Origin of the sequence: Streptomyces sp. MBT53, from assembly GCF_016654115.1 — a bacterium.
Taxonomy (GTDB): domain Bacteria; phylum Actinomycetota; class Actinomycetes; order Streptomycetales; family Streptomycetaceae; genus Streptomyces.
Genome location: NZ_JAEQAZ010000011.1, coordinates 22,543 through 47,625, shown reverse-complemented (window position 1 = coordinate 47,625; position 25,083 = coordinate 22,543). Strand labels below are relative to the sequence as shown.

At 70.0% G+C, this 25,083-nt stretch carries 22 protein-coding genes and 1 riboswitch; of the genes, 9 read left to right on the top strand and 13 right to left on the bottom strand.

Annotated elements, in window-relative coordinates; all coding sequences use genetic code 11:
• Position 1: 1 nt before the first annotated feature.
• The 7 genes from JHN45_RS06505 to fahA all read right to left on the bottom strand — a co-directional run bounded on the left by JHN45_RS06505 (position 2) and on the right by fahA (position 6,808).
• The gene (locus JHN45_RS06505; protein ID WP_200716345.1) at positions 2-775 is read right to left on the bottom strand and encodes an ABC transporter ATP-binding protein; all 774 of its coding nucleotides are present in this window, start codon (positions 773-775) and stop codon (positions 2-4) included.
• A gap of 181 nt (positions 776-956) precedes the next feature.
• Positions 957-1,841, bottom strand: a complete 885-nt coding sequence (locus JHN45_RS06500; RefSeq protein ID WP_200716340.1) for an ABC transporter permease — start codon at positions 1,839-1,841, stop codon at positions 957-959.
• On the bottom strand, positions 1,838-3,184 hold the full coding sequence (locus tag JHN45_RS06495; RefSeq protein WP_200716341.1) for an ABC transporter substrate-binding protein: 1,347 nt from the start codon (positions 3,182-3,184) through the stop codon (positions 1,838-1,840). Before JHN45_RS06495 ends, JHN45_RS06500 begins: the two co-directional genes overlap by 4 nt.
• Positions 3,185-3,199: 15 nt before the next feature.
• Positions 3,200-3,427 (bottom strand): ferredoxin family protein, encoded by a 228-nt coding sequence (locus JHN45_RS06490; RefSeq protein ID WP_010986276.1) that lies wholly within the window; start codon positions 3,425-3,427, stop codon positions 3,200-3,202.
• Between the two features lie 36 nt (positions 3,428-3,463).
• Positions 3,464-4,252, bottom strand: coding sequence for a GntR family transcriptional regulator (locus JHN45_RS06485; RefSeq protein ID WP_200716342.1), 789 nt, complete (start codon positions 4,250-4,252; stop codon positions 3,464-3,466).
• Between the two features lie 135 nt (positions 4,253-4,387).
• Positions 4,388-5,326, bottom strand: a complete 939-nt coding sequence (locus JHN45_RS06480; protein WP_200716343.1) for a M56 family metallopeptidase — start codon at positions 5,324-5,326, stop codon at positions 4,388-4,390.
• Positions 5,327-5,593: 267 nt separating this feature from the next.
• Positions 5,594-6,808 (bottom strand): fumarylacetoacetase, encoded by a 1,215-nt coding sequence (fahA, locus tag JHN45_RS06475; RefSeq protein WP_200716344.1) that lies wholly within the window; start codon positions 6,806-6,808, stop codon positions 5,594-5,596.
• A 197-nt stretch (positions 6,809-7,005) separates the two neighbouring features.
• On the opposite strand from fahA, the gene JHN45_RS06470 reads away from it, so the two are divergent.
• Together JHN45_RS06470 and JHN45_RS06465 are read left to right on the top strand one after the other, a co-directional pair.
• Positions 7,006-8,280 carry an ATP-grasp domain-containing protein gene (locus JHN45_RS06470; RefSeq protein WP_307783045.1) on the top strand — a complete coding sequence of 425 codons (1,275 nt, stop codon included), beginning with the start codon at positions 7,006-7,008 and terminating at the stop codon, positions 8,278-8,280.
• 116 nt (positions 8,281-8,396) lie between these two features.
• Entirely contained in the window at positions 8,397-9,611 is a 1,215-nt protein-coding gene (locus JHN45_RS06465; RefSeq protein WP_200717484.1) for an NAD(P)-binding domain-containing protein, read from the top strand.
• Positions 9,612-9,622: 11 nt separating this feature from the next.
• Here the strand turns inward: JHN45_RS06465 and JHN45_RS06460 are convergent, their stop codons facing one another.
• Positions 9,623-10,300: a formylglycine-generating enzyme family protein gene (locus tag JHN45_RS06460; protein WP_200717483.1), complete on the bottom strand. Its 678-nt coding sequence runs from the start codon at positions 10,298-10,300 to the stop codon at positions 9,623-9,625.
• Positions 10,301-10,750: 450 nt separating this feature from the next.
• Here JHN45_RS06460 and JHN45_RS06455 point away from each other — a divergent pair, with 450 nt between their 5' ends.
• Both JHN45_RS06455 and JHN45_RS06450 read left to right on the top strand, forming a co-directional pair.
• Positions 10,751-11,266, top strand: coding sequence for a hypothetical protein (locus tag JHN45_RS06455; protein WP_200711660.1), 516 nt, complete (start codon positions 10,751-10,753; stop codon positions 11,264-11,266).
• Positions 11,267-11,358: 92 nt separating this feature from the next.
• The gene (locus JHN45_RS06450) at positions 11,359-11,829 is read left to right on the top strand and encodes a pyridoxamine 5'-phosphate oxidase family protein (protein WP_200711659.1); all 471 of its coding nucleotides are present in this window, start codon (positions 11,359-11,361) and stop codon (positions 11,827-11,829) included.
• A gap of 43 nt (positions 11,830-11,872) precedes the next feature.
• Here the strand turns inward: JHN45_RS06450 and JHN45_RS06445 are convergent, their stop codons facing one another.
• Positions 11,873-13,015: an arabinogalactan endo-1,4-beta-galactosidase gene (locus tag JHN45_RS06445; RefSeq protein ID WP_200711658.1), complete on the bottom strand. Its 1,143-nt coding sequence runs from the start codon at positions 13,013-13,015 to the stop codon at positions 11,873-11,875.
• 67 nt (positions 13,016-13,082) lie between these two features.
• The gene (locus JHN45_RS06440; protein ID WP_200711657.1) at positions 13,083-15,089 is read right to left on the bottom strand and encodes a beta-galactosidase; all 2,007 of its coding nucleotides are present in this window, start codon (positions 15,087-15,089) and stop codon (positions 13,083-13,085) included.
• 177 nt (positions 15,090-15,266) lie between these two features.
• On the opposite strand from JHN45_RS06440, the gene JHN45_RS06435 reads away from it, so the two are divergent.
• The 5 genes from JHN45_RS06435 to JHN45_RS06415 all read left to right on the top strand — a co-directional run bounded on the left by JHN45_RS06435 (position 15,267) and on the right by JHN45_RS06415 (position 20,460).
• Positions 15,267-16,607 carry an ABC transporter substrate-binding protein gene (locus JHN45_RS06435; protein ID WP_200711656.1) on the top strand — a complete coding sequence of 447 codons (1,341 nt, stop codon included), beginning with the start codon at positions 15,267-15,269 and terminating at the stop codon, positions 16,605-16,607.
• Positions 16,604-17,593 (top strand): carbohydrate ABC transporter permease, encoded by a 990-nt coding sequence (locus JHN45_RS06430; protein WP_200711655.1) that lies wholly within the window; start codon positions 16,604-16,606, stop codon positions 17,591-17,593. The genes JHN45_RS06435 and JHN45_RS06430 overlap by 4 nt, the downstream gene beginning before the upstream one ends.
• Entirely contained in the window at positions 17,590-18,468 is an 879-nt protein-coding gene (locus JHN45_RS06425) for a carbohydrate ABC transporter permease (protein WP_200711654.1), read from the top strand. Before JHN45_RS06430 ends, JHN45_RS06425 begins: the two co-directional genes overlap by 4 nt.
• Before the next feature lie 50 nt (positions 18,469-18,518).
• A complete protein-coding gene (locus JHN45_RS06420; protein ID WP_200711653.1) occupies positions 18,519-19,547 on the top strand; it encodes a LacI family DNA-binding transcriptional regulator in 1,029 nt (342 codons plus the stop codon).
• Positions 19,548-19,653: 106 nt separating this feature from the next.
• Positions 19,654-20,460 carry an HAD family hydrolase gene (locus tag JHN45_RS06415; protein WP_200711652.1) on the top strand — a complete coding sequence of 269 codons (807 nt, stop codon included), beginning with the start codon at positions 19,654-19,656 and terminating at the stop codon, positions 20,458-20,460.
• Positions 20,461-20,572: 112 nt separating this feature from the next.
• On the opposite strand, the gene JHN45_RS06410 is transcribed toward JHN45_RS06415, so the two are convergent.
• From JHN45_RS06410 to JHN45_RS06400, 3 genes are all read right to left on the bottom strand, one after another.
• Positions 20,573-21,040, bottom strand: a complete 468-nt coding sequence (locus JHN45_RS06410; protein WP_200711651.1) for a transglycosylase SLT domain-containing protein — start codon at positions 21,038-21,040, stop codon at positions 20,573-20,575.
• Between the two features lie 5 nt (positions 21,041-21,045).
• Positions 21,046-21,247: riboswitch (cyclic di-AMP (ydaO/yuaA leader) on the bottom strand.
• A 231-nt stretch (positions 21,248-21,478) separates the two neighbouring features.
• Positions 21,479-23,473, bottom strand: coding sequence for a CocE/NonD family hydrolase (locus tag JHN45_RS06405; RefSeq protein WP_200711650.1), 1,995 nt, complete (start codon positions 23,471-23,473; stop codon positions 21,479-21,481).
• Positions 23,474-23,489: 16 nt separating this feature from the next.
• A complete protein-coding gene (locus JHN45_RS06400) occupies positions 23,490-24,995 on the bottom strand; it encodes a peptide MFS transporter (protein WP_200711649.1) in 1,506 nt (501 codons plus the stop codon).
• Positions 24,996-25,083 lie beyond the last annotated feature (88 nt).

The following is a 25,083-nucleotide window of genomic DNA, read 5'->3' as shown; positions in this document are numbered from 1 at the left end:
TTCAGGAACCGAGCGAGGTCAGGACGTCGCGGCGCAGCGCCACGCGCGCGGGATCGTCGTGCGCGGCACGGTCCCGTGGACGCGGCACCTCGCGTACGGCGACGAGCCGGCCCGCGCCGAGGAGGGCGACGCGGTCGCCGAGGTACAGGGCCTCGTCCACGTCGTGGGTGACGAAGACGACGGTCGCGCCCGTGCCGCGCAACACCTCGACCAGCAGGTCCTGCATCCCGGCGCGGGTCTGGGCGTCGAGGGCGCCGAAGGGTTCGTCCATGAGGACGGCGCGGGGCGCTCCGGCGAGGGCGCGGGCCAGTTGTGCGCGCTGGCGCTGTCCGCCGGAGACGCGGTGGGGCAACTGCCGTGCCTGCGCGGCGAGTCCGACCCGGTCGAGCCAGGCGGTCGCCTGGTTCCTGCGCTCGGCGCGCGGCAACTTCTTGATGGCCAGCGGGAGTTCGACGTTGGCGCGCAGACTGCGCCAGGGCAGGAGGGCGTCGTCCTGGAAGATCAGGGCACGGTCGGCACCGGGACCGGTCAGCGGGTGGCCGTCCTGGGCGACCTCACCGGAGAGCGGCGACAGCAGCCCGGCGAGCGTGCGCAGCAGCGTGGACTTGCCACAGCCGGAGGGGCCGACGACGGTGAGGATCTCGCCGGGGGAGACGTCGAGGTCGATGGCGTCCAGGACGGGGGCGCCGGGGCGGCCGAGGGCGGCGGAGCGCAGCGAAAGGGCTGCGCCGGTACGGGAGTTGGCTGTCACCTCGCGGCCGGAGCCAGCCCTCAGCTCGGGCCCGGAGCCGGTTGGCGCCTCGCTCCCGGAGGCGGACGCTGCCTCGCTCCCGGAGTCGGTCCTCAGCGTGCTCCCGGAGGTGGACGCTGCCTCGCCCCCGAAGCCGGCGCTCACCTCGCTCTCGGAGTCGGCCCGCACCTTGCTCCGCGGATCCGTCCCGGAAGGCGACCTGACCTCAGACGAGCTGTTCATGGGGCACGCCCTCCTGGGGTGTGGCGGTCGCCGGTACGGCAGGTGCGGTACCGCTCGTCCGGCGCGGGGCGCGGCTCACCGGGACGTACGACGTGCGCGGGAGCCAGTGGGTGAGGCGGCGGCCGAGGAGTTCGACGGCCGTGGACGTGAGCCAGCCGAGCAGGCCGATCGTGACCATGCCGACGAAGACGCCCGGGTAGTCGACGACCGTGTAGTCCTGCCAGGTGCGGTAACCGACTCCGTACTGGCCGGAGATCATCTCGGCGGAGATCACACAGATCCACGAGACGCCGATGCCGACCGACAGACCGCCGAAGATGCCGGGCAGCGCGCCCGGCAGCACCACCGAGAAGAGGACGCGCCACCGGCCGCCGCCCATCGTGCGAACCGCCTCCTCCCACACGGGAGTCAGCGCGCGGACGGCGTGGCGGGTGGAGACCAGGACGGGGAAGAAGGCGGCCGTGCAGGTGATGAAGACGATGCCCTGTTCGTTGGAGGGGAACAGGAGGATCGCGACGGGGACCAGGGCGATCGCGGGGATCGGGCGCAGCACCTCGACGAGCGGGCCGAGCAGGTCCTCGGCGAGGCGCGAGCGGGCCACGAGCACGCCCGCCGCCACGCCCAGGACAGCAGCCAGGGCGAAGCCGGTGAGGATGCGGGTGAGGCTGTCGGTGAGGTCGGTCCAGTAGTCGTCGCCGGTGACCCGGTCGGCGAAGGCGCGGGCCACGTCGGCGACCGTGGGGAACTGCGAGAAACGCAGCCACAGGTCGACGTTCAGGCTGGTCAGCAACTGCCAGATGCCGAGGGCGGCGGCCAGCGAGCCGAGCCGGAGCGCGGAGCGGCCCGCCCGCCCCGGATACCGGGTCACGACGCCTGCTCCAGAGCCTCGGCATACGTCACGACCCGGGCGCCCCCGTGGGCGGTGACATACGCCTGCGCGGTCGCCGGTGCGACGAACGGCAGCACCTTCGACCCGTCGCTCACCCACACCGCCTTGTCCGCGAACCACAGCGTGCCCGTGGTGGCGTCGGGGACGTAGGCGGCGCGGAGGGCGGTGCGGTGCGCCGAGACGTAACTCAGCAGTTCCGCAGGGGACTTGAAGCTGACGGTCTGCTCGGCGCCCTTGGGCCAGGCCTCGCTCGCGGCGGTCGGCGGCTGCGCGGCGAGTTGTGTGGCGTAGTCCGTCGGGCCCAGGGCCTGCTTCACGTACTGGTCGTCCACGAAGGAGTCGACGTCGACGTCCCCGACGAGCTTCGCCGACTTCAGGACCGCGACGTCCTGCTTGAGGGCGGAGACCAGTTGGGGCTTGAGGGCCGGGTCGAAGGTGGCGATGCCGTGGGCGCCGTTGTAGAGGTACACGACCTCGGCGGGCAGGCCGGTGGCCTTGGCGACCTTCTCGGCGGCCGTCACCGGGTGGGTGGTGAGGTAGTCGGTCGCCCGGTCCTGGGCTTTGAGGAACGCGTCGAGCACGGCGGGGTGTTGCTTCGCGAAGTTCTCGCGGGCGGTGACGCCGTGGAAGGTGGGGAGGTTCAGTTGGGCACCGTCGTAGAGGGCCTTCGCGCGGCCCTGGAAGGCGAGCAGGCCGGGCCAGGCGACGAACTGGGAGAGTGCGTCCGCGCTGCCCGCCGTGAGGGCCGAAGCGCCCACCGCGGGCTGCTGGTTGAGCTTCTCGATGCCCTTGTCGGGGTCGATGCCGGCGCGTTGCAGGGCGCGGACGAGGGTGCCGTCGGCGGCGGAGCCGACGCTCGTGGAGACCTTCTTGCCCTTGAGGTCCTTGAGGGAGGTGAGGTGCGAACTCGGCGCGGTGACGATGGTGTTGAGGCCGCCGCGCAGGTTGTAGCCGGTGACGGAGACCAGCCGGGTGGGCTGGCCGAGCTGTTTGCCGCGGGCCGCGTTGATGAGGAGCGGGAAGTCGCCCATCGAGCCGATGTCGATCTTCCCGGCGGTCATCTGCGCGGTGATGGGGGCGCCGGTCGCGTAGTCCTGCCAGTCGACCTTGTAGGTGTGGCCGTCGTGGAGGGCGTCGAGCTGCTGCTCGAAGTATCCGAGGGAGCGCAGAAGGGTGCCCGCGGTGACGGTGTTGATGGTCTTCGACTGGTAGCCGACGGTGATCGTCACCGTGGAGCCGCTACCGGCCTCCGCGCTGCCGCCGCAGCCGGACAGGGTCAGCAGCAGGGCGACCGCGGACAGGGCAACTGCCGTGCGTTTCATGGGAGTTCGGACCTCTCACCGGAGCAGATAGGGCATGTTGACCGTGACGGCTCCGGTGGGACAGCGGGCCGCGCACGGGCCGCAGTACCAGCACTCGTCGACGTGCATGTAGGCCTTGCCGTTGCTCTCGTCGATGGCCAGGGAGTCCAGCGGGCACATGTCGACGCACAGGGTGCAGCCGTCGATGCACTTCGACTCGTCGATGGTCACGGGCACGTCGGCCCGCTGGGGCGCCAAGGGCATGGCTGTCTCCAGGGAGGTACAGGCAGGAGGGAGAGATCAGACGGAGCGGTGCAGCAGGCCGCTCATGGTGATGCGGTCGCCGCGGAAGCGGATGAACTCCAGGTCGACCGGGCGGCCGTCGGCGAGGTGGGTGAGGCGTTCCAGCATCAGGACGGCCGCGCCGCGCGGGGCTTCGAGCACGGCGGCGGAGTGGGCGTCCGCGTTGACGGCCTCCAGGGTGATCTCGGCGTGGCCGAGGCCCTGGCCGGTGATGGTCTCCAGGAGGCGGAAGACGTCGGTGTTCTCCAAGTCGGCGTCGAGCAGCGCGGTGCCGATGTCGAGCGGGAGGTAGGTGAGGTCGAGGGAGAGGGGAATGCCGTTGAGGCGGCGCAGGCGTTCGATGTAGAGGACGTCGGTGCCGGGCTGGACGTGGAGGCGTTCGGCGACGGGGGCCGGTGCCGGCGCGGGGCCCATGGTGCGGACCTCGTTGGTGACCTGGCCGTGTTCGCGCAGGGTCTCCGCGAGGCCCATCAACCGGTCCAGGCCGTGCGGGTACTTCCGCGCGACGACGACCGTGCCGACACCGGGGAGGCGGTCGACGAGACCTTCCGCGCGCAGCAGGTCCAGGGCCTGGCGGACCGTGTTGCGGGAGGCGCCGTACTCGGTGGCGAGGGTGCTCTCGTGCGGGAGCGTGCCGTCCGGGAAGCCGTCGGCCAGCAGCTCGTGGCGCAGCAGATCGGCGAGCTGCCGGGCCTGGTCGGCACGCAGCCGGCGCCGCGCGCGGTGGGCGGCGACGGTGGTCGCGCCCTGTCCGGCGTGGTCGCGGATGCGGTCCGTGGGTGGCATGTTTCGAACCATAGCGAGCCGGTAGGGAACAGAGTGTTGCGGGAGTGTTGCGCCACCGCCGTCACTCACGACAGGGCTGCTGAGCTGGGCGGACGGCGGCCGACGGGAGACATCTGCCAGGTGCGCGCGAGGCGGTCAGCTCAGCGCGGTCAGTCCCGGCGCGAACACGATCAGCAGCGGGAGAAGGGGGACCAGCGTCGCGACCGTCGTCGTCAGGGCGCGGCGACGGCGGCCCAGGCGGGGGCGGGGGTCCAGGAGACGGTCGACCCGTTCACCGAGGAGGCGGTGGCTGGAGGCGCAGGAGAGGACGCCCCGGTGGTTGTTCAGCTCGATCAGCGCCAACGCCGTGGTCAGGTGGCCGCATTGGCGGGACGCGGTGTCGTCGGCGGCGAGTTCCACCAGCCGGTGGGTCTGGTCGCAGAAGTGGGCGAACAGCGGGACGTGCGGAAAACCGGAGGCCAGCGCCGTCGACAGATGCAGCAGCCAGTCGTGGTGGGCGCGGGCGTGACCGCGTTCGTGGGTGAGGACCGCGTCGAGCTGGTGGCCGGTGAGGCGGTGCAACGCCCCCGTGGTGACGACCAGTTGGGGCGGATGGCCCGGCATCCACCAGGCGTCCGGGTACTCGTCCTCCAGGACGAGGAGGGGACCCCGTGCGGGGGGCAGCCCGGCGGGCAGGTCGGGGGCGCGCTCGCGCAGCAGGGCGCGGGCCAGTCCGCGCCGGCGGCGGGCCTCGGCGAGTTCGCGGGCCAGCATCGCCGTGGTCCAGGCCGCGCCGCACGCCAGCGACAGCGTGAGGGCGACGGCCCAGACGGGGGCGGCGGAGAGGTCGTAGGCCGCGGTGACCGCGGGCGGGGCCGGGGCGAAGACATGGTCGCGGACGGTGTGGAAGACGGCCGCCGCGCCCAGCACCAGGGCGCCCAGACAGCACAGCAGAACGGTCGCGACCAGGCACTGCCACACCCACAGGCCGACCACGGGTTCCCGCTCGGGCCACCCGGCCCGGGTCAGCGCGCGCGGAACCGGCACGGCGGCCGAGAGGGCGACGACGCTCAGCAGGAGCAGGCAGACAGTCATGCCACGGGCTCCGGATCCTGGTCAACGGCACAGACAGAGGGACGAACGGGGGCGCGGGTGCGGCTGTACCCGAGGGCGAGCGCACGAGGTGTGGGCCCGTCCGCCGTCAGTATGACGGTCCGGGCGGCCGGAGTCAGGTGTACGGCGAGCACCGAACGCGCTCGCGACCGCCCCGACTCCGGCCCACGAGCCGCCCTCGGGCCTCGCCCGCGACCCGCCTCCGCCCCGGTCCGCGAGCCGCCTCACCGCTCCCGCCCGCAACTCACCTCAGTCCCGCCCCACGATCCGTCCGGTGACCTCGCCGAGCCCCACCCGGGTCCCGTTCGCCCCCGGTGCCCAGGCCGACAGGGTCACGACGTCGCCGTCCTCCAGGAACGTCCGCTTGCCGTCCGGGAGTTCGAGGGCGTCGCGGCCGTTCCAGGTCAGCTCCAGCAGCGAACCGCGCTCGCGTTCCGCCGGCCCGCTGACCGTGCCGGAGCCGTACAGGTCGCCGGTGCGCAGGGAGGCGCCGTTGACCGTCATCTGGGCGAGCTGCTGTGCGGCCGTCCAGTACATGGTGGAGAACGGCGGCTCGGAGACGACGTGACCGTTGATCGCGACCGAGATGCGGAGGTCGTAGCCGCCGGGCTCCTCCGCCGAGTCGTCCAGATAGGGGAGGAGCGTGTGGGTGCGCTCGGGGGGCGCGGTCCGCGCGTCCTCCAGCGCGTCCAGCGGGGTGATCCACGCCGACACCGACGTGGCGAAGGACTTGCCGAGGAACGGGCCGAGGGGGACGTACTCCCAGGCCTGGATGTCGCGTGCGGACCAGTCGTTGAGGAGGCACAGGCCGAAGACGTGTTCGCGGAAGTCGGCGAGGGCGACCGGCTCGCCCATCCGCGACGGCGTCCCGACCACGAAGCCGACCTCAGCCTCGATGTCCAGGCGGACGGAAGGGCCGAAGACGGGCGCCGGGTCGGACGGGGACTTCCGCTGTCCGGACGGTCGTACGACATCCGTGTCCGAGACCACGATCGTGCCCGAGCGGCCGTGGTAACCGATGGGCAGGTGCTTCCAGTTGGGGGTCAGGGAGTCGGGCGCGTCGGGGCGGAAGATGCGGCCCACGTTCCGGGCGTGGTTCTCGGAGGCGTAGAAGTCGACGTAGTCCGCGACCTCGAAGGGGAGGTGCAGGGTCACCGCGGAGAGGGGGTGGAGGAAGGGGGCGACCGTCTCCTGGTGGGACGGCACCGTCACCCACGCGGTCAGCGCGCGCCGGACGTCGGACCAGGCCGTACGGCCCGCGGCGAGCAGCGGGCCGAGCGTGGGGTGCGCGAGCAGGGAGACGTACGGCGAGCCGAGCGCGGCGGCGGCGGCGCCCGCGTCGAGCACCTGGTCGCCGTAGCGGACGCCGACGGTCCGTTCGTCCGAGCCGAGGGGCGAGAAGACGCCGTAGGGAAGGTTGTGCGGGCCGAAGGGATCGCCCTCGGGAAGATCGAAGGGGGGCATGGCGTGCTGCCTCACTCTCGTACGTACTCGCATGTGGCCGCGCCACACGTTACGGGTGAGTTGCAGGGACCGGCAGTGTCTAAAGAGTTCGCAATGTCCGAATAGGCCTTGTCGGAGGAGGCAATTCCGGCTTAGCGTCCTTTGGGGGACACGGACGGGGTGGGTCCGGTCCGTAGGGGGGACACGTGGGGGGACCCGTGGCCAAACGCACCGGCAGCGTGCCTTTCGAGGCCGACCGCTCGGTGCCGGGCCTGATCGTGAAATTCGGCGCCTATCCGCTGCATCACGGCGGGGTGGGCGCGATCCGCAGTCTCGGCCGTCTCGGCGTGCCGATGTATGCAATCACGGAGGACCGATACACGCCGGCCGCGGTGTCCCGTTATCTGGAACGTGCGTTCGTCTGGCCGACGACCGGCACCGAGGAACCCGAACGACTCGTGGAGGGACTGCTGCGCATCGGGCGCCGCATCGGCCGTCCCACCGTCCTCATCCCCACCGACGAGGAGGCCGCGGTCCTGATCGCCGAGCACCAGGACGCGTTGACCGACCGCTTCCTGTTACCGCGCGTCGATCCGAAGCTGCCGCGCCACCTCGCCAGCAAACAGGGACTCCACGAACTCTGCGTGGAACACGGCATACCCAGCCCCACGGCCGCCTTCCCGCAGTCCTACGACGACATAGTCGACTTCGCGGAGAAGGCCCGCTTCCCGATCGTGGCCAAGAACCGGGAGGCGTTCGTACGACGCTCCCAGCCCGCGGTGAACGGCACGACGAAGATCACCACCCGCGAGGGACTGCTCGCGCTCGCCCGTGACTGGGGCGAGCACCCCGGCGTGATCCTCCAGGAGTACCTCCCGAGGGAGGACGCCGAGGACTGGATCGTGCACGCCTACTTCGACCAGGACTCCACCCCGCTCGCCATGTTCACCGGCGTCAAGGTGCGCTCCTGGCCGCCGCACGCGGGCATGACGGCAAATGCGTATGTCGTGGACAATCCGGAACTCGCGGATCTCGCCGCGCGTTTCATCAAACAGATCGGCTTCACCGGAATCATCGACCTCGACCTGCGCTTCGACCGGCGCGACGGTCAGTACAAACTGCTCGACTTCAACCCCCGCATGGGCGCCCAGTTCCGACTCTTCGAGAACGAGTCGGGGGTGGACGTCGTCCGCGCCATGCACCTCGACCTGACCGGCCGCCCCGTCCCGGAGGGGGAACAGCGCGCCGGCCACCGGTACATCGTGGAGAACATCGACCTGCCCGCCCTCCTCGCCTACCGCCGCAGCGGCTATACGACGCCGCACGCACCGGCGAAGGCGAGCGGGACCGAGCTGGCCTGGCTCGCGGGTGACGACCTGCGGCCGTTCTTCACGATGCTCGCTCGCTTCGTGCGGCCGGGCGCGAAGCACCTGTATCAGCTGTGGCGCACCAACCGGCGCGGCAGCAGCACGAGTGGCGGCAGCCAGCAATAGGCCTGTGGCCAAGTGGTCTGTGGCCAAGTGGTCTGTGGCCAAGTGGCCAGTGGCCTGTGGCAGTTGGCGGCAGCTTCAGCACGAAGTGGCGAAATGACGTCCTGGGGAGGGACTTCGTGATTCAACCGGTAGCAATCATCGGCGCCGGCCCGTTCGGCCTGTCCACCGCCGCGCATCTGCGGGCGCGCGGCATCCCGGTCCGTGTCTTCGGCGAGCCCATGGTCAGCTGGCGCGACCACATGCCGGCCGGAATGCTCCTGAAGTCGACCCCGGCCGCCTCCAACTTCGACGCCCCGCAGCCCGGCCACAACCTCGTCGACTACTGCGACGCGGCCGGCATCCCCCGCCTGGTCACCGACGAGGACATCATCCCCGTCGAGACCTTCATCGGCTACGGCGAGTGGTTCCAGCAGAAGCTGGTGCCCGAGCTGGAGCGGGTACGGGTCGTGTCGGTGGACCGGAACGCCGACCGGAACAAGGGCGGCGGCTTCGAACTCAAGCTGGATTCGGGGGAGTTGTTCACGGCCCGCGCGGTCGTGGTGGCGACGGGTCTGTACGGCCTGGCCCACCTCCCGCCCGAGCTGGCCGCAGCGGCGGCCGACGGCCCCGCACCCACCGGTCCCGTCTCGCACAGCTCCCAGCACCACGACCTCAGCGGGTTCAAGGGCAAGGAGCTGATCGTCGTCGGCGCCGGGCAGTCCGCGCTGGAGACGGCGGTACTCGCGGCGGAGGCGGGCGCGCAGGTCCGGATCGTCTCGCGCGGGCGGGGGCGGGTCGCGTTCGGCGCGGCGCCGTGGGAGCAGCCGAAGCTGCGTCCCGAGTCGCCGTTCGGGCGGGCGTGGTCGCTGTGGGCGCTGAGCTACTACCCGCAGCCGTACCGCTATCTCCCCGAGGGGACCCGTCACTACCTGGTCCGCCGGGTGCTCGGTCCGCTCGGCGCGTGGTGGCTGCGCGAGCGGTTCGAGGGGAAGGTGCAGGTCAGCGAGGTCGACCGGATCGTACGGGCGGACGCGGAGGCAGGCCGTCCGGTTCTGACGGTCGGCACGCACGGCGGTGGTACCGAGCGCCTCGGCGCCGACCACGTCATCTCGGCGACGGGTTATCGGGTCGACATCGCGGCGATGGACTTCCTGGGGCATGAGCTGCGTACGCAGTTGGCGGTGAGCAGGGGGACGCCGAAGCTCGGTGCGGGGTATGTGTCCTCGGTGCCGGGTGTCTACTTCACGGGGCTGCCGGCCGCGTCGTCGTACGGGCCGGTGATGCGGTTCGTGTGCGGCACGGAGTTCGCGTCGCCGCGGCTGGCGAAGCATCTGGCGGCGGCGCACGGGTAGTTGGCGGGTCGTCAGTTTTTTGCGGTCGACGATCGGGCGACGCGGAAGCCCACGTCGTCGACGCGGAAGGTCGGGTGGCTTCGACGGCGTACCGAGGCACGGCAGCTCCAGTGCTCGTCGAACCATCCGCCGCCGCGCAGTACCCGATAGGTGCCGTAGACCTCCGGGTCGTAGAGGTCCCAGCACCACTCCCACACATTGCCCAGCATGTCGTGCAGGCCCCACGGGTTGGGGAGTCGGCCGCCCGGTTCGTGGGGCCGTTCCTCGGAGTTGCCGCGGTGCCAGGCGATGTCGTCGAGCGGCCCGTAGCGGGGGCCGGTCGTCCCGGCGCGGCAGGCGTACTCCCACTCGGCCTCGGTGGGGAGGCGGTAGCCGTCGGCGGAGGGGGCGGGTACGACGGTCTCGCCCTGGATGTCGTACGCGGGTGTCAACTCGTCTTGTAGTGATAGGGAGTTGCAGAAGAGTACGGCGTCCAGCCAGGACACGGTCTCCACGGGGAGGCGGTCGTTGCCGGGGGCGGTGCTGGGGTGTTGGCCGGTGACCTGGGCGTACTGGGCCTGGGTGACGGGGAGGGTGCCGAGCTCGAAGGCGGCGAGGTCGACCGTCCAACTGCGTTCCGTGCGGCGGTCGGAGAGGGTGACCTGGCCGGACGGGACGGGGATGAGGTCGATGTGTGTGGTCGTGCCCATGCGTTGCGTCAGCTCCGTAGCTCCGTGAGCATCGGCCGTAGGTGGGCCGTGGTGGTGATTGTCGCATTCAGGGCTCGGCGGGGTTCTGGTTCGGTGGGGTGGCTTGTGGGTTGCGGTGGTCGGCAGTGTGCGGGTGGTTCGCCCCCGGTTCGTTGTGGGTCGGTGCCGCGTCGGGGGGTGTCCGTCCTCGGAACGGCGCGGAATCGGTCTCGCAAGATTTTCGGGGTGTTGACGCGCCAACCGCTGCGGGCGGACACCCCCCGACACGTCACCTTCTCGCCGTACGCGGTCGACGGTCCGCTGGAGTGCCGAAGAGTGTTCGCCACGACGGCTCCCTCGGGCGCGGGGTGCGGTCGCGTTGTTCGGGGGTGAGCATGCCTGGATGATGCATGCCGAGGGTTGTAGGTTCGGGCCGCCGATGGTCGAACGACGGGGAATGCGGGGCCTGTTGTGGCACTGCTGGACACACTGCTGACAACGGGCGTCGGGGCGCTGTCTGCCACGGTCGGGGTCCTGGTCGGGGGCATCGTCACGCACCGGGCCCAGGACCGTCAGTGGCTGCGGGACAAGCAGTTGCTCGCCTACCAGGAACTGATCAGCCACTACGCCAAGTTCACGATGACCATCAGCCGCGCGCATGCCGGCCGGCAGGGATGGGACTACGACTGGAGCGAGTGGAGCGCGGCACTGACCCGCGCCAGTCTGGTCGCGCCTGCGGCCGTCGCGACCGAGATCGACAACTTCGGCAAGGCCGTCAACGGGTTCCTGGACACGGTGGCGCGCGACCCGGCACGCGACGCTACGCGTGATCCGTTGAGCCAGGAGGAGTTCGCCCGGGCGAGCAGGGCGCCCGCCCGGGCGCAGGTGCAGTTGGTCAATGCCATGCGGCGCTCACTGAGCAGAGACCAAAAGGCGTTGTCCTTCGGGATCGGCGGATCCCTCGTGCGGAGTTCCGACGACGCCTGACAGGCAGGGCACGGCCCCCGCGCACGAGTCCGCCTTGCGACGTAGGTCCGCCGTCGGATGCGGTCGGGCGCCGGACGCCATAGTCTCCCCGCATGACGGCAGTTGACTCTCGACCCGGCGGCCCCCGTAGCTCGGAGCAGCGCAAGCGCGAGGCGCTCGAGCGACTCGCGCGGGACAACGACGTGTGGGTCGCCACCGCCGACGCCACCGGTGAACCGTGCCTCGTTCCGCTGGCCTTCTGGTGGGACGGCGAGGCGGTGTGGCTGTCCACCCGCGACACCAACCCGACCGGGCGCAACCTGTGTTCCTCGGGCCGGGTCCGGCTCAGCTTCGGCCACAGCCGGGACGTGGTCCTGATCCACGGCACCGCGCGCGTGCTGACCCGCGAGGAGCTTCCGGCCGGGGTGGGCGACGCGTTCGCCGCCAAGGACGGCTGGGACCCCCGCGAGGACCACCCCTCGTACGTCTTCTTCCAGGTCACCCCGCAGGTGCTGCAGGCGTGGGGGACGGTTCCCGAGATGGCCGGACGGACCCTCATGCGTGACGGAAAGTGGCTGGTCTAGGGCGGGAGCGGTGGCAAATACCGGACACGTGACCCCAGTGGCTCTACGACCGGTAGCGGCCCAGTGTCCTCAGGCCCGGCAGCGCCCTGTCGTCGAAGTCGAACAGGGCCAGGTTCTCCCACGCGTTGCCGGACGTCGGGTCGGTCGGGTCCCAGCCGTCGCCCTTGCGGTAGGTCCAGACGCCTTCCCAGTAGCAGTAGCCGAGGCCCTTTCCGCCGGGGACGTCCACCATCAGGTCCGCCACCGTGCGCAGCCATGCCGCCTGGCCCGCGGGGGTCGCCGGGTAGCCCTCCGTGAGCTGTGAGGGGTCGTACATGATGTCGTTCGTCGCGTCCTCGCTCGCCAGCGTGAACGGGTACGCCGTCTCCGCGATCAGCACCGGCTTGTCGTAACGCGCCGCCAGATCCGCCAGGTTGGCCGCCGCAGCCGCTGGGGCGCCGTGCCAGAACGGGTAGTACGACTGGGCGATGATGTCGAAGTCCACCCCGTCGGCCACCACGTTGTCGTACCACCAGCGCGACGTGCCGTTGTCGCCGCCCGACGCGATGTGGAGCATCGTGCGGATGCGGGGGGTCGTGTCGTGGGCGGCGTTCAGGCCCGCCTTCAGGAAGGCCGTCAGGTTGCCCCAACCCCCGGCGTCGTCACCCCAGTTCTTGCCGGTGGGCCAGAGCAGGCCGCCGTTGATCTCGTTGCCGATCTGGACCAGGTCGGCCGGGGTGCCCTGGCGGCGCAGCGCGCCCAGCACGTCGGCGGTGTGGTCGTAGACCGCCCTCGTCAGGCCCGCCACGTCCAGGTCCGCCCAGGCCGCCGGCTTGGTCTGGTGGGACGGGTCGGCCCAGGTGTCGGAGTAGTGGAAGTCGACCCAGATGCCGATCCCGGCCCGCCGCAGCCGCTTGGCCAGCGGCAGGATGTGCTTCTTGTTGTTGTAGCCGTCGGCCGGGTTCACCCAGACCTTGAGACGGGCGTGCGTCACTCCGGCGTCCGCGAGGATGCGGATCGGGTCGTCCCTGCGGCCGTCCGCCCGGCGGTACACCGCGCCGTACGCCTCGTCCTTGGGGAGGGACGAGATGTCCATGCCCCGGATCTCCAACCGGCGCCGGTCGGCGGCCATCGCGGGTGTCGCGCCCAACACCGGTATCGCGAGCGCGGCGGCACCGGCCGCCGTAAGAACACTGCGTCTGCGCATCACAGGACTTCCTTTCACCAAGTAACCCAAGTAACCAAAGAGACAAGTGAGTTGAGTCGAGCCGGGGTCAGCGTGGGGTGCGGAAGACCTCCACCCCGCCCGCCGGTACCGCCGCCCGGGTCCCGTCCGGCAACACCACCTTCACCTCGCTCCCGGTGTGGTTCACCGCGAAGCGGAACGTCTCCGACTCGCCCTCCCGTACGACGAGTTCGACGTCGCGCGGCAGATCGACCGGCGTGATGCCCGCGTCCGCGAGGGCCAGGTCCACCACGGCGGCCAGGTCGGCGCCGGTCAGACGGGTCGCCAGGTACCACGCCGAACCCGACCCCACCGCGTGCCGCGTCAGCGCCGCCCCGCCCGCCGTACGACCGTCCGCGAACACCGCGACCGTCTCGCATCCCGCACCCGGGATCACGACCTCCGACCAGAGGTCCGCCGTGTACGACGACCCGTCCGCACCCCGCACAGACACCGTCTCGCCCGGCAGCAGCGGGTCGAACTCCTCGACGGTCAGGCCGAGTACGTCCCGCAGCGCGCCCGGATACGCGCCCGGATGCAGCGTGTCGTTCTCGTCGACGATCCCGGAGAAGAAGGAGACCAGCAGCGTGCCGCCCCGCGACACGTACCGTTCCAGGTCGGCGCCGATCCCCGCCGGAGCGGAGTACAACTGCGGTACCACCAGCAGCGGATATCGTGCCGGGTCCAGGTCCGCCAGCCCCGTCGGCGGCAGGAAGTCCACCGTCAAGTGCCGGTCGTAGAGCGCCTCGTAGAAGGAGTCCAGGCGTTCCCGCGCGTCCAGGTCCTGGCTCGGCCGCCACTCCAGGCTCTGCGCCCACCACGAGTGCCACGACCACACCATCGCCACGTCACCGCGTGTCCGGGTGCCCCGCAGCCCGGCCCGGCTCAAGTCCCCCACCCGGCGCCCGAGTTCCGTCACCTCGCGCCAACCCCGGTTGTCCGTACCGGAGTTCGCCAGCATCGCCGTATGGAACTTCTCCGCGCCCGACTGCGACTGCCGCCACTGGAAGAACATCGCGCCCTCGGAACCGCGTGCCACATGCCCGAGTGAGTTCCGCGCCATCTCGCCGGGGCGCTTCGCGGGGTTGTACGGCTGCCAGTTGACCCCGGACGTCGCGTGTTCCAGCAGCAGCCACGGGCCCCCGCCCGCCACCGAGCGGGTCAAGTCGGCTGCCAGCGCCAGGTTCACGTGGGTGCGGCGGCCGTCGGTCATCAGGTAGTGGTCGTTGGTGACGAGGTCGACCTCCTTGGCCCAGGCCCAGTAGTCGACGGTCTGGCCCTGGCTCGGCGCGACCATGAAGTTGGTGGTGACCGGGATGCCGGGAGAGAGGCGGTGCAGGATGTCCCGCTCGGCGACGAAGTTGGCGCGGGCCTGCGCGTCGGCGAAGCGGTGGTAGTCGAGTTGCTGGGTGGGATTGCATACGGACGGGGTCGCGCGCGGCGGGGTGATCTCCTCCCAGTCGCCGTACTGCTGGCCCCAAAATGCCGTTCCCCAGGCGTGGTTGAGGGCGTCGAGGGTGTCGTGGCGCGCACGCAGCCAGACCCGGAAGGCCGCCGCGCAGACATCGCAGTAGCAGGCGAGGACCGGGGCGCCGTACTCGTTGTGGACGTGCCACAGGACGACGGCCGGGTGGCTGCCGTAGCGCTCGGCCAGCGCCGTCGTGATCGTGGCCGCCGCCGACCGATACGCCGGGTTCGAGTGGCAGATCGCGCCCCGCGAGCCGAAGGCGAGGCGCACGCCCTCCCGTGTCACCGGCAGCGCGTCGGGGTGCGCGCGGTAGAACCACGCCGGCGGTACGACCGTGGGCGTGCCGAGGTTCACCGCGATGCCCGCCCCGTGCAGCAGGCCGATCACCGTGTCCAGCCACTCCCAGTCGTACTCGCCCGGCCGCGGCTCGAGACGGGCCCAGGAGAAGACGCCGAGCGAGACCGCCGTGACACCGGCCTCCCGCATCAGCCGTACGTCCTCCTCCCAGACCTCCCGCGGCCACTGCTCGGGGTTGTAGTCACCTCCGAAGGCGAGCGGCAGACGGTCGTGGGGGACGGGGGACGGCATAGGTTCACTCCCGAAGTAGATGGCTGTTTCTGTGATCGTGCACATGGATGGTCGCGGCTCCAACCCATCAGCAACAAGTAGGTAACCCCAGGCGACACCCATTGACAAGGGTCCGAAACAATTCTCTACTGTGCACGGTCACAGAGCCGTGGACAGGCTCGCACTCAGTCAGGGGAGATGAAGATGTCGATCCACCGCCACCAGTTCAGCAGGCGCAGCATCCTTGCCGGGGCAGCAGCTGTCGGCCTCACCGGCACCCTCGCCGCCTGCGGCGGTTCCGACGACGACTCCGGCTCCGGCAAGAGCAGCGGGCCCGTCAAGCTGACCTACTGGACCTGGGCGCCGAACATGGAGAAGGTCGCCGCGATCTGGAACAAGAAGAACCCGGACATCACGGTCACCGTCTCCAAGCAGGCCGCCGGCAAGGACATCGTCTCCAAGCTGATCACCGCGAAGAAGGCGGGCAACGCCCCCGACCTGATCCAGGTCGAGTACCAGTCGCTGCCGACGCTGGTTTCCAACGACGTCCTCGCGGACATCTCGAAGTACGCGAAGTCCGTCAAGTCCGAGTTCGCCGAGGGCCTTTGGGGCATGGTCACGCTCGGCACCGACGCCGTGTACGCGATACCGCAGGACTCCGGGCCGCTGATGTTCTTCTACCGCGAGGATCTGTTCAAGCAGCACAACCTGACCGTCCCCACCACCTGGGACGACTTCGCCAAGACCGCCCGCGCCGCCAAGAAGGCCCTGCCGAACGCCTACTTGACCACGTTCTCCTCCAACGACCCCGGTCTGTTCGCCGGGTTGGCGCAGCAGGCCGGTGCCAAGTGGTGGACCGTGGGCGACGGCGGCAAGTGGACCGTGGGCATCGACGACGCGGCCACCAAGAAGGTCGCGGACTTCTGGGGCGGTCTGGTCCAGGAGGGTGTGATCGAGAACCAGCCGATGTACACGCCGGCCTGGAACAACGCGCTGAACAAGGGCACCAACATCGCCTGGGTGTCCGCCGTGTGGGCGCCCGGTGTGCTGGTCAGCTCGGCCCCCGACACCAAGGGCAAGTGGCGGATGGCGCCGCTGCCGCAGTGGAGCGCGGGCGAGAGCGTCACCGGCAGCTGGGGCGGTTCCTCCACCGGCGTCTCCACCGACTCCAAGCACGCCGAGGCCGCGGTCAAGTTCGCGAACTGGCTGAACACCGACCCGGAGGCGCTGGCCGCCCTGGTCAAGGAGGCCGGCATCTACCCGGCGGCCACCAAGGGCCAGTCCGGCTCGATCCTCACCACCCCCGCGTTCTTCCCGAACCAGACCGACTTCTACGACACCGCCGCGAAGATCGCCGCCACCACGGCCGCCTCCGCCTGGGGCCCGAACGTCCAGGTCGCCTACGACACCTTCAGCGACGCGTTCGGCAAGGCCACCAAGGCGAAGAAGGCCGCGCAGTTCGACACCGCGCTCGCCACCATGCAGTCGGCGACCTTCACCGACATGAAGAAGCAGGGCTTCAAGGTGACCGAGGCATGACCGCCACTCCGCTCAAGGGCTCCGACCGCGCGTCGGCCGGGCCCTTGGCGGACGGCACCGCCACCACCGTCCGCCCCCGCCGCATCCGCCGCCGTGGCCGCAGCGCGCCGTACTGGTTCCTGGTACCGGCCGTGCTCCTGTTCGCCGCCTTCACCGTCGTACCGATCGGGTACGCGGTGTGGCTCAGTCTCCACAAGGTCCAGGTCAAGGGCCTCGGCCTCGGCAAGGGCGCCCGTCAGCAGGTGTGGAACGGCATCGGCAACTACACCGACGTCCTGAACGACTCCGAGTTCGGCCACAGCGTCCTGCGCGCCTTCGGCTACGGCCTGATCGTCATCCCCACGATGCTCGGTCTGGCCCTGGTCTTCGCGCTGATGCTGGACACCCCGCAGGCGCGCAGCGCCAAGTTCGCCCGGCTCGCGATCTTCCTGCCGTACGCCGTCCCCGGCATCATCGCCGCCCTCATGTGGGGCTTCCTCTACCTCCCGACGGTCAGCCCCTTCTACTACCTGCTGCGCGAGTTCCACCTCCCGCAGCCGGACCTGTTCGACGGCGGCAACCTGTATCTGTCCTTCGCGAACATCGCGGTGTGGGGCGGCACGGGCTTCAACATGATCGTCATCTACACGGCCCTGCGCTCGATCCCGCAGGAGATCTACGAGGCCGCCCGCATCGACGGCGCCTCCGACCTGAAGATCGCGCTGCGGATCAAGATCCCGATCGTGCTGCCCTCCCTCGTGCTCACGTTCTTCTTCTCGGTCATCGCCACCCTCCAGGTCTTCACCGAGCCCATGGCCCTCAAGCCGCTGACCAACGGCATCTCCGGTTCCTGGAGTCCGCTGATGGCCATCTACGACGCCGCCTTCCTCAGGTCGGACATCTACGGCGCCTCCGCCACCGCGGTGGTGCTGGCCCTGGCCACCTTCGCGCTCTCCTTCACCCTGCTGCGCGTCTCCGACCGCTACACCCGGGAGGACCGGGCATGACCCCCCTCACCCTCACCGCCGACGCCGACCAGGGCCTCGGCAAGGCGAAGCGCACCGCCTGGGTGCCCACCCTGGTGCTGATCCTCGGCTCGCTGTACTGCCTGATCCCCGTGGCCTGGGTGGTCATCGCGGCCAGCAAGGGCCAGGGCGAACTCTTCTCCACCTTCACCTTCGCCCCCGGCACCGGATTCCTCGACAACCTCAAGGAGTTGAGCTCCTACCGGGACGGCATCTACTGGGAGTGGATGGTCAACTCCCTTGTCTACGCGGGCGGCGGCGCCCTGCTCTCCGCCGCGGTCTCGGCCGCCGGCGGCTACGCGCTGGGCCGATTCGCCTTCAGGGGACGGGAGTTCGTCTTCAAGCTGATGCTGGCGGGCGTCCTCGTCCCGAGCATCGTCCTCACGGTCCCGCAGTACCTGCTCCTGTCGAAGCTGGGCCTGGCCGACTCGTACTGGTCGATGCTCCTCCCGTCGATCCTCTCCCCCTACGGCGTCTACCTCGTCCGCATCTACGCGGCGGCCTCGGTACCGAACGAACTCCTCGAAGCGGCCCGCATGGACGGCGCGAGCGAGTGGCGGATCTTCTCGCGGATCGCGGTGCCCATGATGATGCCGGGGCTCATCACGGTGTTCCTGTTCCAGTTCGTCGGCATCTGGAACAACTTCCTGCTGCCGTACGTGATGCTCGCGGACGACAACAAGTTCCCGCTCACACTGGGCCTTTACACCCTGCTCAACCAGGGCGCCTCCCAACCCGCCCTCTACACCCTGGTCATCATGGGCTGCTTCCTCGCGATCCTGCCGCTGATCGCGCTGTTCCTGGTGATCCAGCGGTTCTGGTCCCTGGACCTGCTGAGCGGCTCGGTCAAGGCGTGAGACAGGTACCGAGCGCCAACTCCCCCCACTGAACCGGCAGAACGAGGACCATGACCACCAGTCCGAACGGACGCCGTAAACCGCCCACCATCCACGACGTGGCCCGGGAGGCAGGGGTCTCCCGGGGCACCGTCTCCCGTTTCCTCAACGGCGGCCACTACGTCTCACCGGCCGCCCGCACCGCCGTGGAGACGGCGATCAGGAAGACGGGCTACGTCGTCAACCGGCACGCCCGCTCCCTGAGCACCGGACGGTCGGACTCGGTGGCGTTCCTCCTCACCGAGCCGCAGGAGAAGTTCTTCGAGGACCCCAACTTCAATGTCCTGCTGCGGGGTTGCACCGAACATCTGGCCCGCCACGACATCCCGCTGCTCCTGATGCTGGCCTCCTCGAAGGACGACCGCCGCCGCCTCACCCGCTACATCACCTCGGGCCACGTGGACGGCGTCCTCCTCGTCTCCAACCACAGCGGCGACCCGGTGGCGGCCGAACTCCGCGACGCGGGTATCCCGTTGGTGGCCTGCGGCAAACCGCTCGGCCCCGCCTCCAAGTACAGCTACGTGGCCGCGGCCGACCGCGACGGCGCCCAGGAAATGGTCCGCCACCTCATCTCCCGCGGCAGACGCCGCATCGCAATGGTCACCGGCCCGCTCGACGCCCCCGGCGGCCCCGACCGCCTGGCCGGCTACCGCGATGTCCTCACCGAAGCGGGGCTGCCGCATGACCCGACCCTCGTGGTCGAGGGCGACTACCGCCGCACGGGAGGCGAGGAAGCGGCCCGCAGACTCCTGACGCAGGCCCCCGACATAGACGCGGTGTTCGTGGCCTCCGACCTCATGGCCCTGGGAGTGGTCAACACCCTTCAGCAATCCGGCCGTTCGGTCCCGGATGACATCGCTGTCGGAGGCTTCGACGACTCGGCGGCGGCCACGGCGATCACCCCCGCCCTCACGACCATGCGCCAGCCCTACGACCGCATCAGCGCCGAGATGGTCCGCATGCTCCTGGCGCAGATCGCCGGCGAGGACACGGCGGGCGTGATCCTGCCCACCGAACTGGTGATCCGGGAGTCGGCATAACCGCCGTGACTGTCAAACCAACCGGAACTCGGGTCAACGGATGTGAAGGCAGCAGCCGTCCGGTTCGTGTCGAGTCGGTGGGGCGTTCCATCCGTATTCTCTGATCATGGCCGCACCCCTCGCATATGCACTGATCGCCACCGACCTGGACGGGACGCTGCTGCGCGGCGACGACACGCTCTCCGACCGGTCCCGCATCGCACTCGCGAGGGCGGCGGCGGCCGGCGCCCGGCACCTGGTCGTCACCGGCAGGCCCGCCCCGAGAGTGCGCCCGCTCCTCGAAGATCTCGGCAGCAGGGGGCTCGCGGTGTGCGGACAGGGCGCGCAGTTGTACGACGCCGGCGCGGACCGTCTGCTCTGGTCGGTCACCCTGGACCGTGAGCTGGCGGAGACCGCGCTCGGCAAGATCGAGGCGGAGGTGGGCCAGGTGTACGCGGCGGTCGACCAGGACGGAGTGGACGGCCTCACCCTCATCGAGCCCGGCTACTTGATGCCGCACCCCACGCTCCCCGCGGTGCGGGTGGGGAAGCGCGACGACCTGTGGTGCGAACCGATCAGCAAGGTGTTGCTCCGTCACCCGGCCCTGGAGGACGACGAGTTGGCGTCCACGGCGCGCTCGGTGGTCGGTTCCCTGGCCTCGGTCACCATGTCGGGCCCCGGCACCGTCGAACTCCAGCCACTCGGCATCACCAAGGCGACGGGCCTGGCCCTGGCGGCCCACCACTTGGGCCTGACCCCGTCCGACACCATCGCCTTCGGCGACATGCCGAACGACATCCCGATGTTCGACTGGGCGGCCCACGGAGTGGCGATGGCCAACGCCCACCCCGAACTCAAGGCGGTGGCGGACGAGGTGACGAAGTCGAACGAGGACGACGGAATTGCGGTGGTACTGGAAAGGCTGCTCAGCTAAGGCCTTTAGGGGCGCGGGGCTGTGTCAATTTGCGGCTCCGCCGCGCGGGCGCGACCAGCCACGACGGCGGTGCCACTCAAAGCACAACCCGTCGTGGCTGATCCCACAGTTTCTAGTAAGCGCCGTACACGTTGTCGATCGACCCATAAACCGCCGCCGCGTAGTTGCAAGCAGCCGTGATGTTCGCAACCGGGTCGTACGGGTCGAACGAAGTCCCGGCAACGTGATACGCGTTGAACGTCGGGTCGATCACCTGGAGCAGCCCCTTGGACGGCGTACCGGCCGCCGCGTTGGAGTCCCAGTTGTTGATCGCGTACGGGTTGCCGGACGACTCACGGATCACGTTGCGGTAGATCCCGTTGTACGTCCCCGGAATCCCCTTCTGCGCCATGATCGCGAGGGACTCACGGATCCACCCGTCAAGGGTGTTGGGGTACCCGGCGACCGTGGTCGACGAGGTCGTCGCGGCCGACGCGGTGGTCGCCCCCACGACGGGCAGGGCGAGGATCGCGACACCGGTACCGGCGACAACGACACGGCGGACAAGGCGGGCGCGGCGGGACTGAGCGGATGCAGGCATGACGAGGTTCCTCTCCGTCGCCTGCGAGGTGAGCTGTCGGGTTCGGGCTGGGAGGTGCCCGGCCACGCCCTCACGGACGTGACTTAACCCCAAGCCGTCCCGGTCGTGCTGACCGGTCCGGCGACTTACCTGGTTCCCCCGCTCCTGCCGTGCGAGAAGTTCGTGACTGGGATGCCGGGCGGCGGCAGGATTCGGCGTTCCGCTCGACAGGCCCGGAAACTATGCGAGAGCACATGTCCGGAACAAGTGGCGGAATCACACCTAACCCCTATTGACCTTGATCTGAGGCGTATGGGGCACTTGATCCTTTGCGTAAGCCAAGGTTCAACTGTCAATCACCGCAAGGGGAAACGTGAACGCGCGGGACCACAGGCCAGGCACAGAAACGCGTGACCCAACTCACGGCGGGATTAAGAACGGCAAATCGGGCATTCATCCTCAACTGGCAGTTCTCGGAATCCTTTTCTCCCAAGTGCGGTGAAAGATCACTTCACCGCCCTCGGTGCAGATCACCTCATTCGAGGTAATAAAGTCCGTTTCGTCGCAAGTAATCTCCGACCGCGTCCGCACGGTCGTGTCCCATCCCAGCTCCGGCCGATGCAGCCGGATCGTCCAGTCGGACCGCGTACGGGCGGACAACGGGTCCGACTCGTCGATCGTGTACGTCTCCAGCGCGTCCTCGGTGAACTCGAGCCCGTCCGGATACACGCGTGTGCCGCCGTACCGGGGGTCCACCTCCAGCCGCCATTCGCCCTTCGCCACATCCCGCACGACCAGCCGCTCGGGCCGCGGCTCGTCCAGCGTGGCGGGGTAGTTGACCCCGATGGGCGCGGCCTCCTCGGGCTCGTCGAACCGGATGACAGGCCCCAACTCCCGCTCCCGAACCGGGAGTTCCATCGCACTCCCCTCCGGATCCAGCGTGAACCCCGCCCCCGACTCCGGCTGCGGCCAGATCCACGGCCAGTACGCCGACGACACCGCGAGCCGGATCCGATGCCCCGGCGGAAAGGCGTGCCCGATGGCGTTCAGCTCGAAGGTCACGTCCTCCGTGACCCCCGGCGTCCACGACACCGCCCGGTCCCGCCCGAACCGCGCCGACAGGTTCAGCACACCCCGGGTGACCAGCGTCGAGGCGCCGTCCGGCGCGACATCGCACAGCCGCGCGATCACCTGCCCGCGCGGCACACCGCAGGTCAACCGCAGCCGCACCCTCGGCCGCCCCAGCACCCACGTCTCGGCCGGCACCTCGAACTCGAAGCACGCCGACCGCGCGTCCTCGTCCCGCTGGTCCGGCGGCAGATCGGCGTCGTTCCCGAACGGGAAGAAACGGCCCGCGTCCACCCCGGTGTGCATGGGGGAGCGCACCAGCACGGGTGCGCCCCGGAGGCCGTACGTCGTCGTCTTCACATGCGGCGAGGGCCACGCGGGCTCGCCGACCCAACGGCCGGGCAGGGTGTCGTAGACCGCGGCCGGAGGATGCGAGTCGCTGACGTAGGCGCGCAGGAGCGGATCGGTGGCCACCCCCGTGTCCTCGCCCTTCAGCCAGTGGTCCCACCAGCGCAGCGTCTCCTGGAGGAAGCCGATCGCGGGTCCTGGCGGCAGACCCCGGTCCGGGTACTGGTGGGACCACGGGCCGATCAGGCCGCGCACCCGGTCGGGCGGGAGGTGCTGGACGAGCCGTAGGACCGTGTCGCGGTACGGGTCGTGCCAGCCGCCCACCGCCAGGACGGCGGCCCGGATCGCGCCGTAGTCCTCGCAGACGCTGCCGTGCTTCCAGTAGTCGTCGCGGAGCTGGTGGGCGAGCCAGGTGTGGATGAACGGGTCGATCTGTTCGAGGCGCTTGAGCCACATGTCGCGCCAGACCAGGCCCGCGTACTCGGGGTCCGGCGGGCGTGCGACGAAGGCGAGCATGGTGGCGGCCCAGGCGTGCAGGTCGACGGCGAGGGCCGAACCGCCCATGTAGTGCACGTCGTTGTCGTAGCGGTCGTCGGTCGAGCAGACGGTGACGATCGCCTTCAGGGGTTCCGGGGCGAGGGCGGCGATCTGGAGGGAGTTGAAGCCGCCCCAGGAGATGCCGAACATGCCGACCTTGCCGGTGCACCAGGGTTGCGCGGCAAGCCAGTTGACGACCTCGACGCCGTCCGCCAGCTCCTGGGCGTCGTACTCGTCGCCGGGTGCGCCCTCGCTGTTGCCGTGGCCGCGCACGTCGACGCGGACGGAGGCGTAGCCGTGGCCCGCGTACCAGGGATGGCGCTGGGCGTCGCGGGGCGCGGTCCAGTCGGTCAGGCGGTACGGGAGGTATTCGAGGAGCGCCGGTACGGGTTCGTCCGTCAGCGGGCGCCACACGCGCGCGTAGAGGCGTGTTCCGTCCGCGAGGGGGATGCGGATGTCCTCGTGGGCCGTCTCGTGGGGGAAGGACGTACGGATGCGCATGAGGGGACCCCTGGGTTCAGTGGACCGGGTGCATGGTGCGGCGCAGCCAGGGCGCGGCGGCCATCACCGCGAGGCCCGCGGCCACCGCGATCGCGCCGTTGACGCCGAAGTAGGCCGGCTTGGAGACGTCGTCGTAGAGCTTCACCGTCTGGGCCTGGATGCCGTTCGCGAGGGCGAGGGACAGGAACCAGAGGGACATGGTCTGGCTGGAGAACGCGGCCGGGGCGAGCTTCGTGGTGGCCGACATGCCGGAGGTCTCCAGGAGGATGTCGCCGAGGCCGAGCAGGAAGTACGAGCCGACGATCCACCAGGCCGACATCCGGTAGGCGTCGCCGCTGTGCCCGCTGGTCGGCAGGACCATCAGGAGGAACGAGAGTCCGCCGAGGACGACGCCGATCGCGATCTTGTTGGAGGCGTGCGGCTGGCCGCGGCCCATGCGGACCCAGAGCGCGGCGACCACGGGCGCGAGCCCGACCTCGAAGGCGCCGAGCGCGGACGCGTACCAACTGGCGGGGAAGTCGAAGCCCAGGATGGTCGTCTCGGCGTTCGACGCGGCCAGCAGCATCATCGTCGAATAGGCCTGGAAGAGAATGAAGTTGAAGACCGTGGAGGCCAGGAACAGCACGATGTACGGGCGCAGTCGGCCGCGTTCCTCGGGGGTCACGCGGGGGCTCGTGAACATCACCGCGAAGTACACGACGGGCGCGACGACCGAGACGACGGTCAGGAGGTCGACGAAGCGGCCCATGGTGAGCCAGCCGGCGAGGGCGAGGCCGGTCGCGAGCACGGCGGCCACCACGATGCCTACGACGATCAGCCGCACCGCGCGGCGCAGCGCGTCCGGTGCGAGTGCGAACTCGGCGGTGTTCCTGCGCCCGGCGAGATGACGTCGTCCGGCGACGTACTGGATCAGCCCGAAGGTCATGCCGACCGCGGCGGCCGAGAAGCCCCAGTGCCAGCCCTCGTGGTCGCCGAGCCAGCCGGTGATCAGCGGGCCCGCGAAGGCGCCGATGTTGATCGCCATGTAGTAGAGCGCGAAGCCGGCGTCCCGGCGGTCGTCGTCGGTGCGGTAGAGCTTGCCGACCATGGTGGCCACGTTGGGCTTGAGCAGGCCGGTGCCGGCGCTGATGAGACCGAGGCCCACCCAGGTCATCGTGCCCGTGGGGACCGCCATCGCGTAGTGCCCGCAGGCGATGAGGATCCCGCCCCACAGGACCGCGCGGTACGAGCCGAGGATCCGGTCGGCGAGCCAGCCGCCCGCGACCGAGACGAGATAGACCAGGGTTCCGTAGGCTGCGGATACGGATGCGGCCGTTCCGGACGACATGCCCATGCCGCCGCGCGCGACGGTATCCGCGAAGTAGAGGACGAGGATGGCCTGCATGCCCAGGAACGAGAAACGCTCCCAGACCTCGAGACCGGAGAGCGTGAGCAGGCCCTTGGGCTGGCCGAGGAAGGCGTGGTCGTCCTCGGGGGGTGGTTGGTCGGCGGGCTCGGCTTCGAGTGCGGTTCGGGACACCATCCGCGGCTTCCACCTAAATAGATAGTTATCCGTTCTTATCAGGTGATCAAAAACATACCGGTCGTGATCCGATACCGCCCGGCCTGGA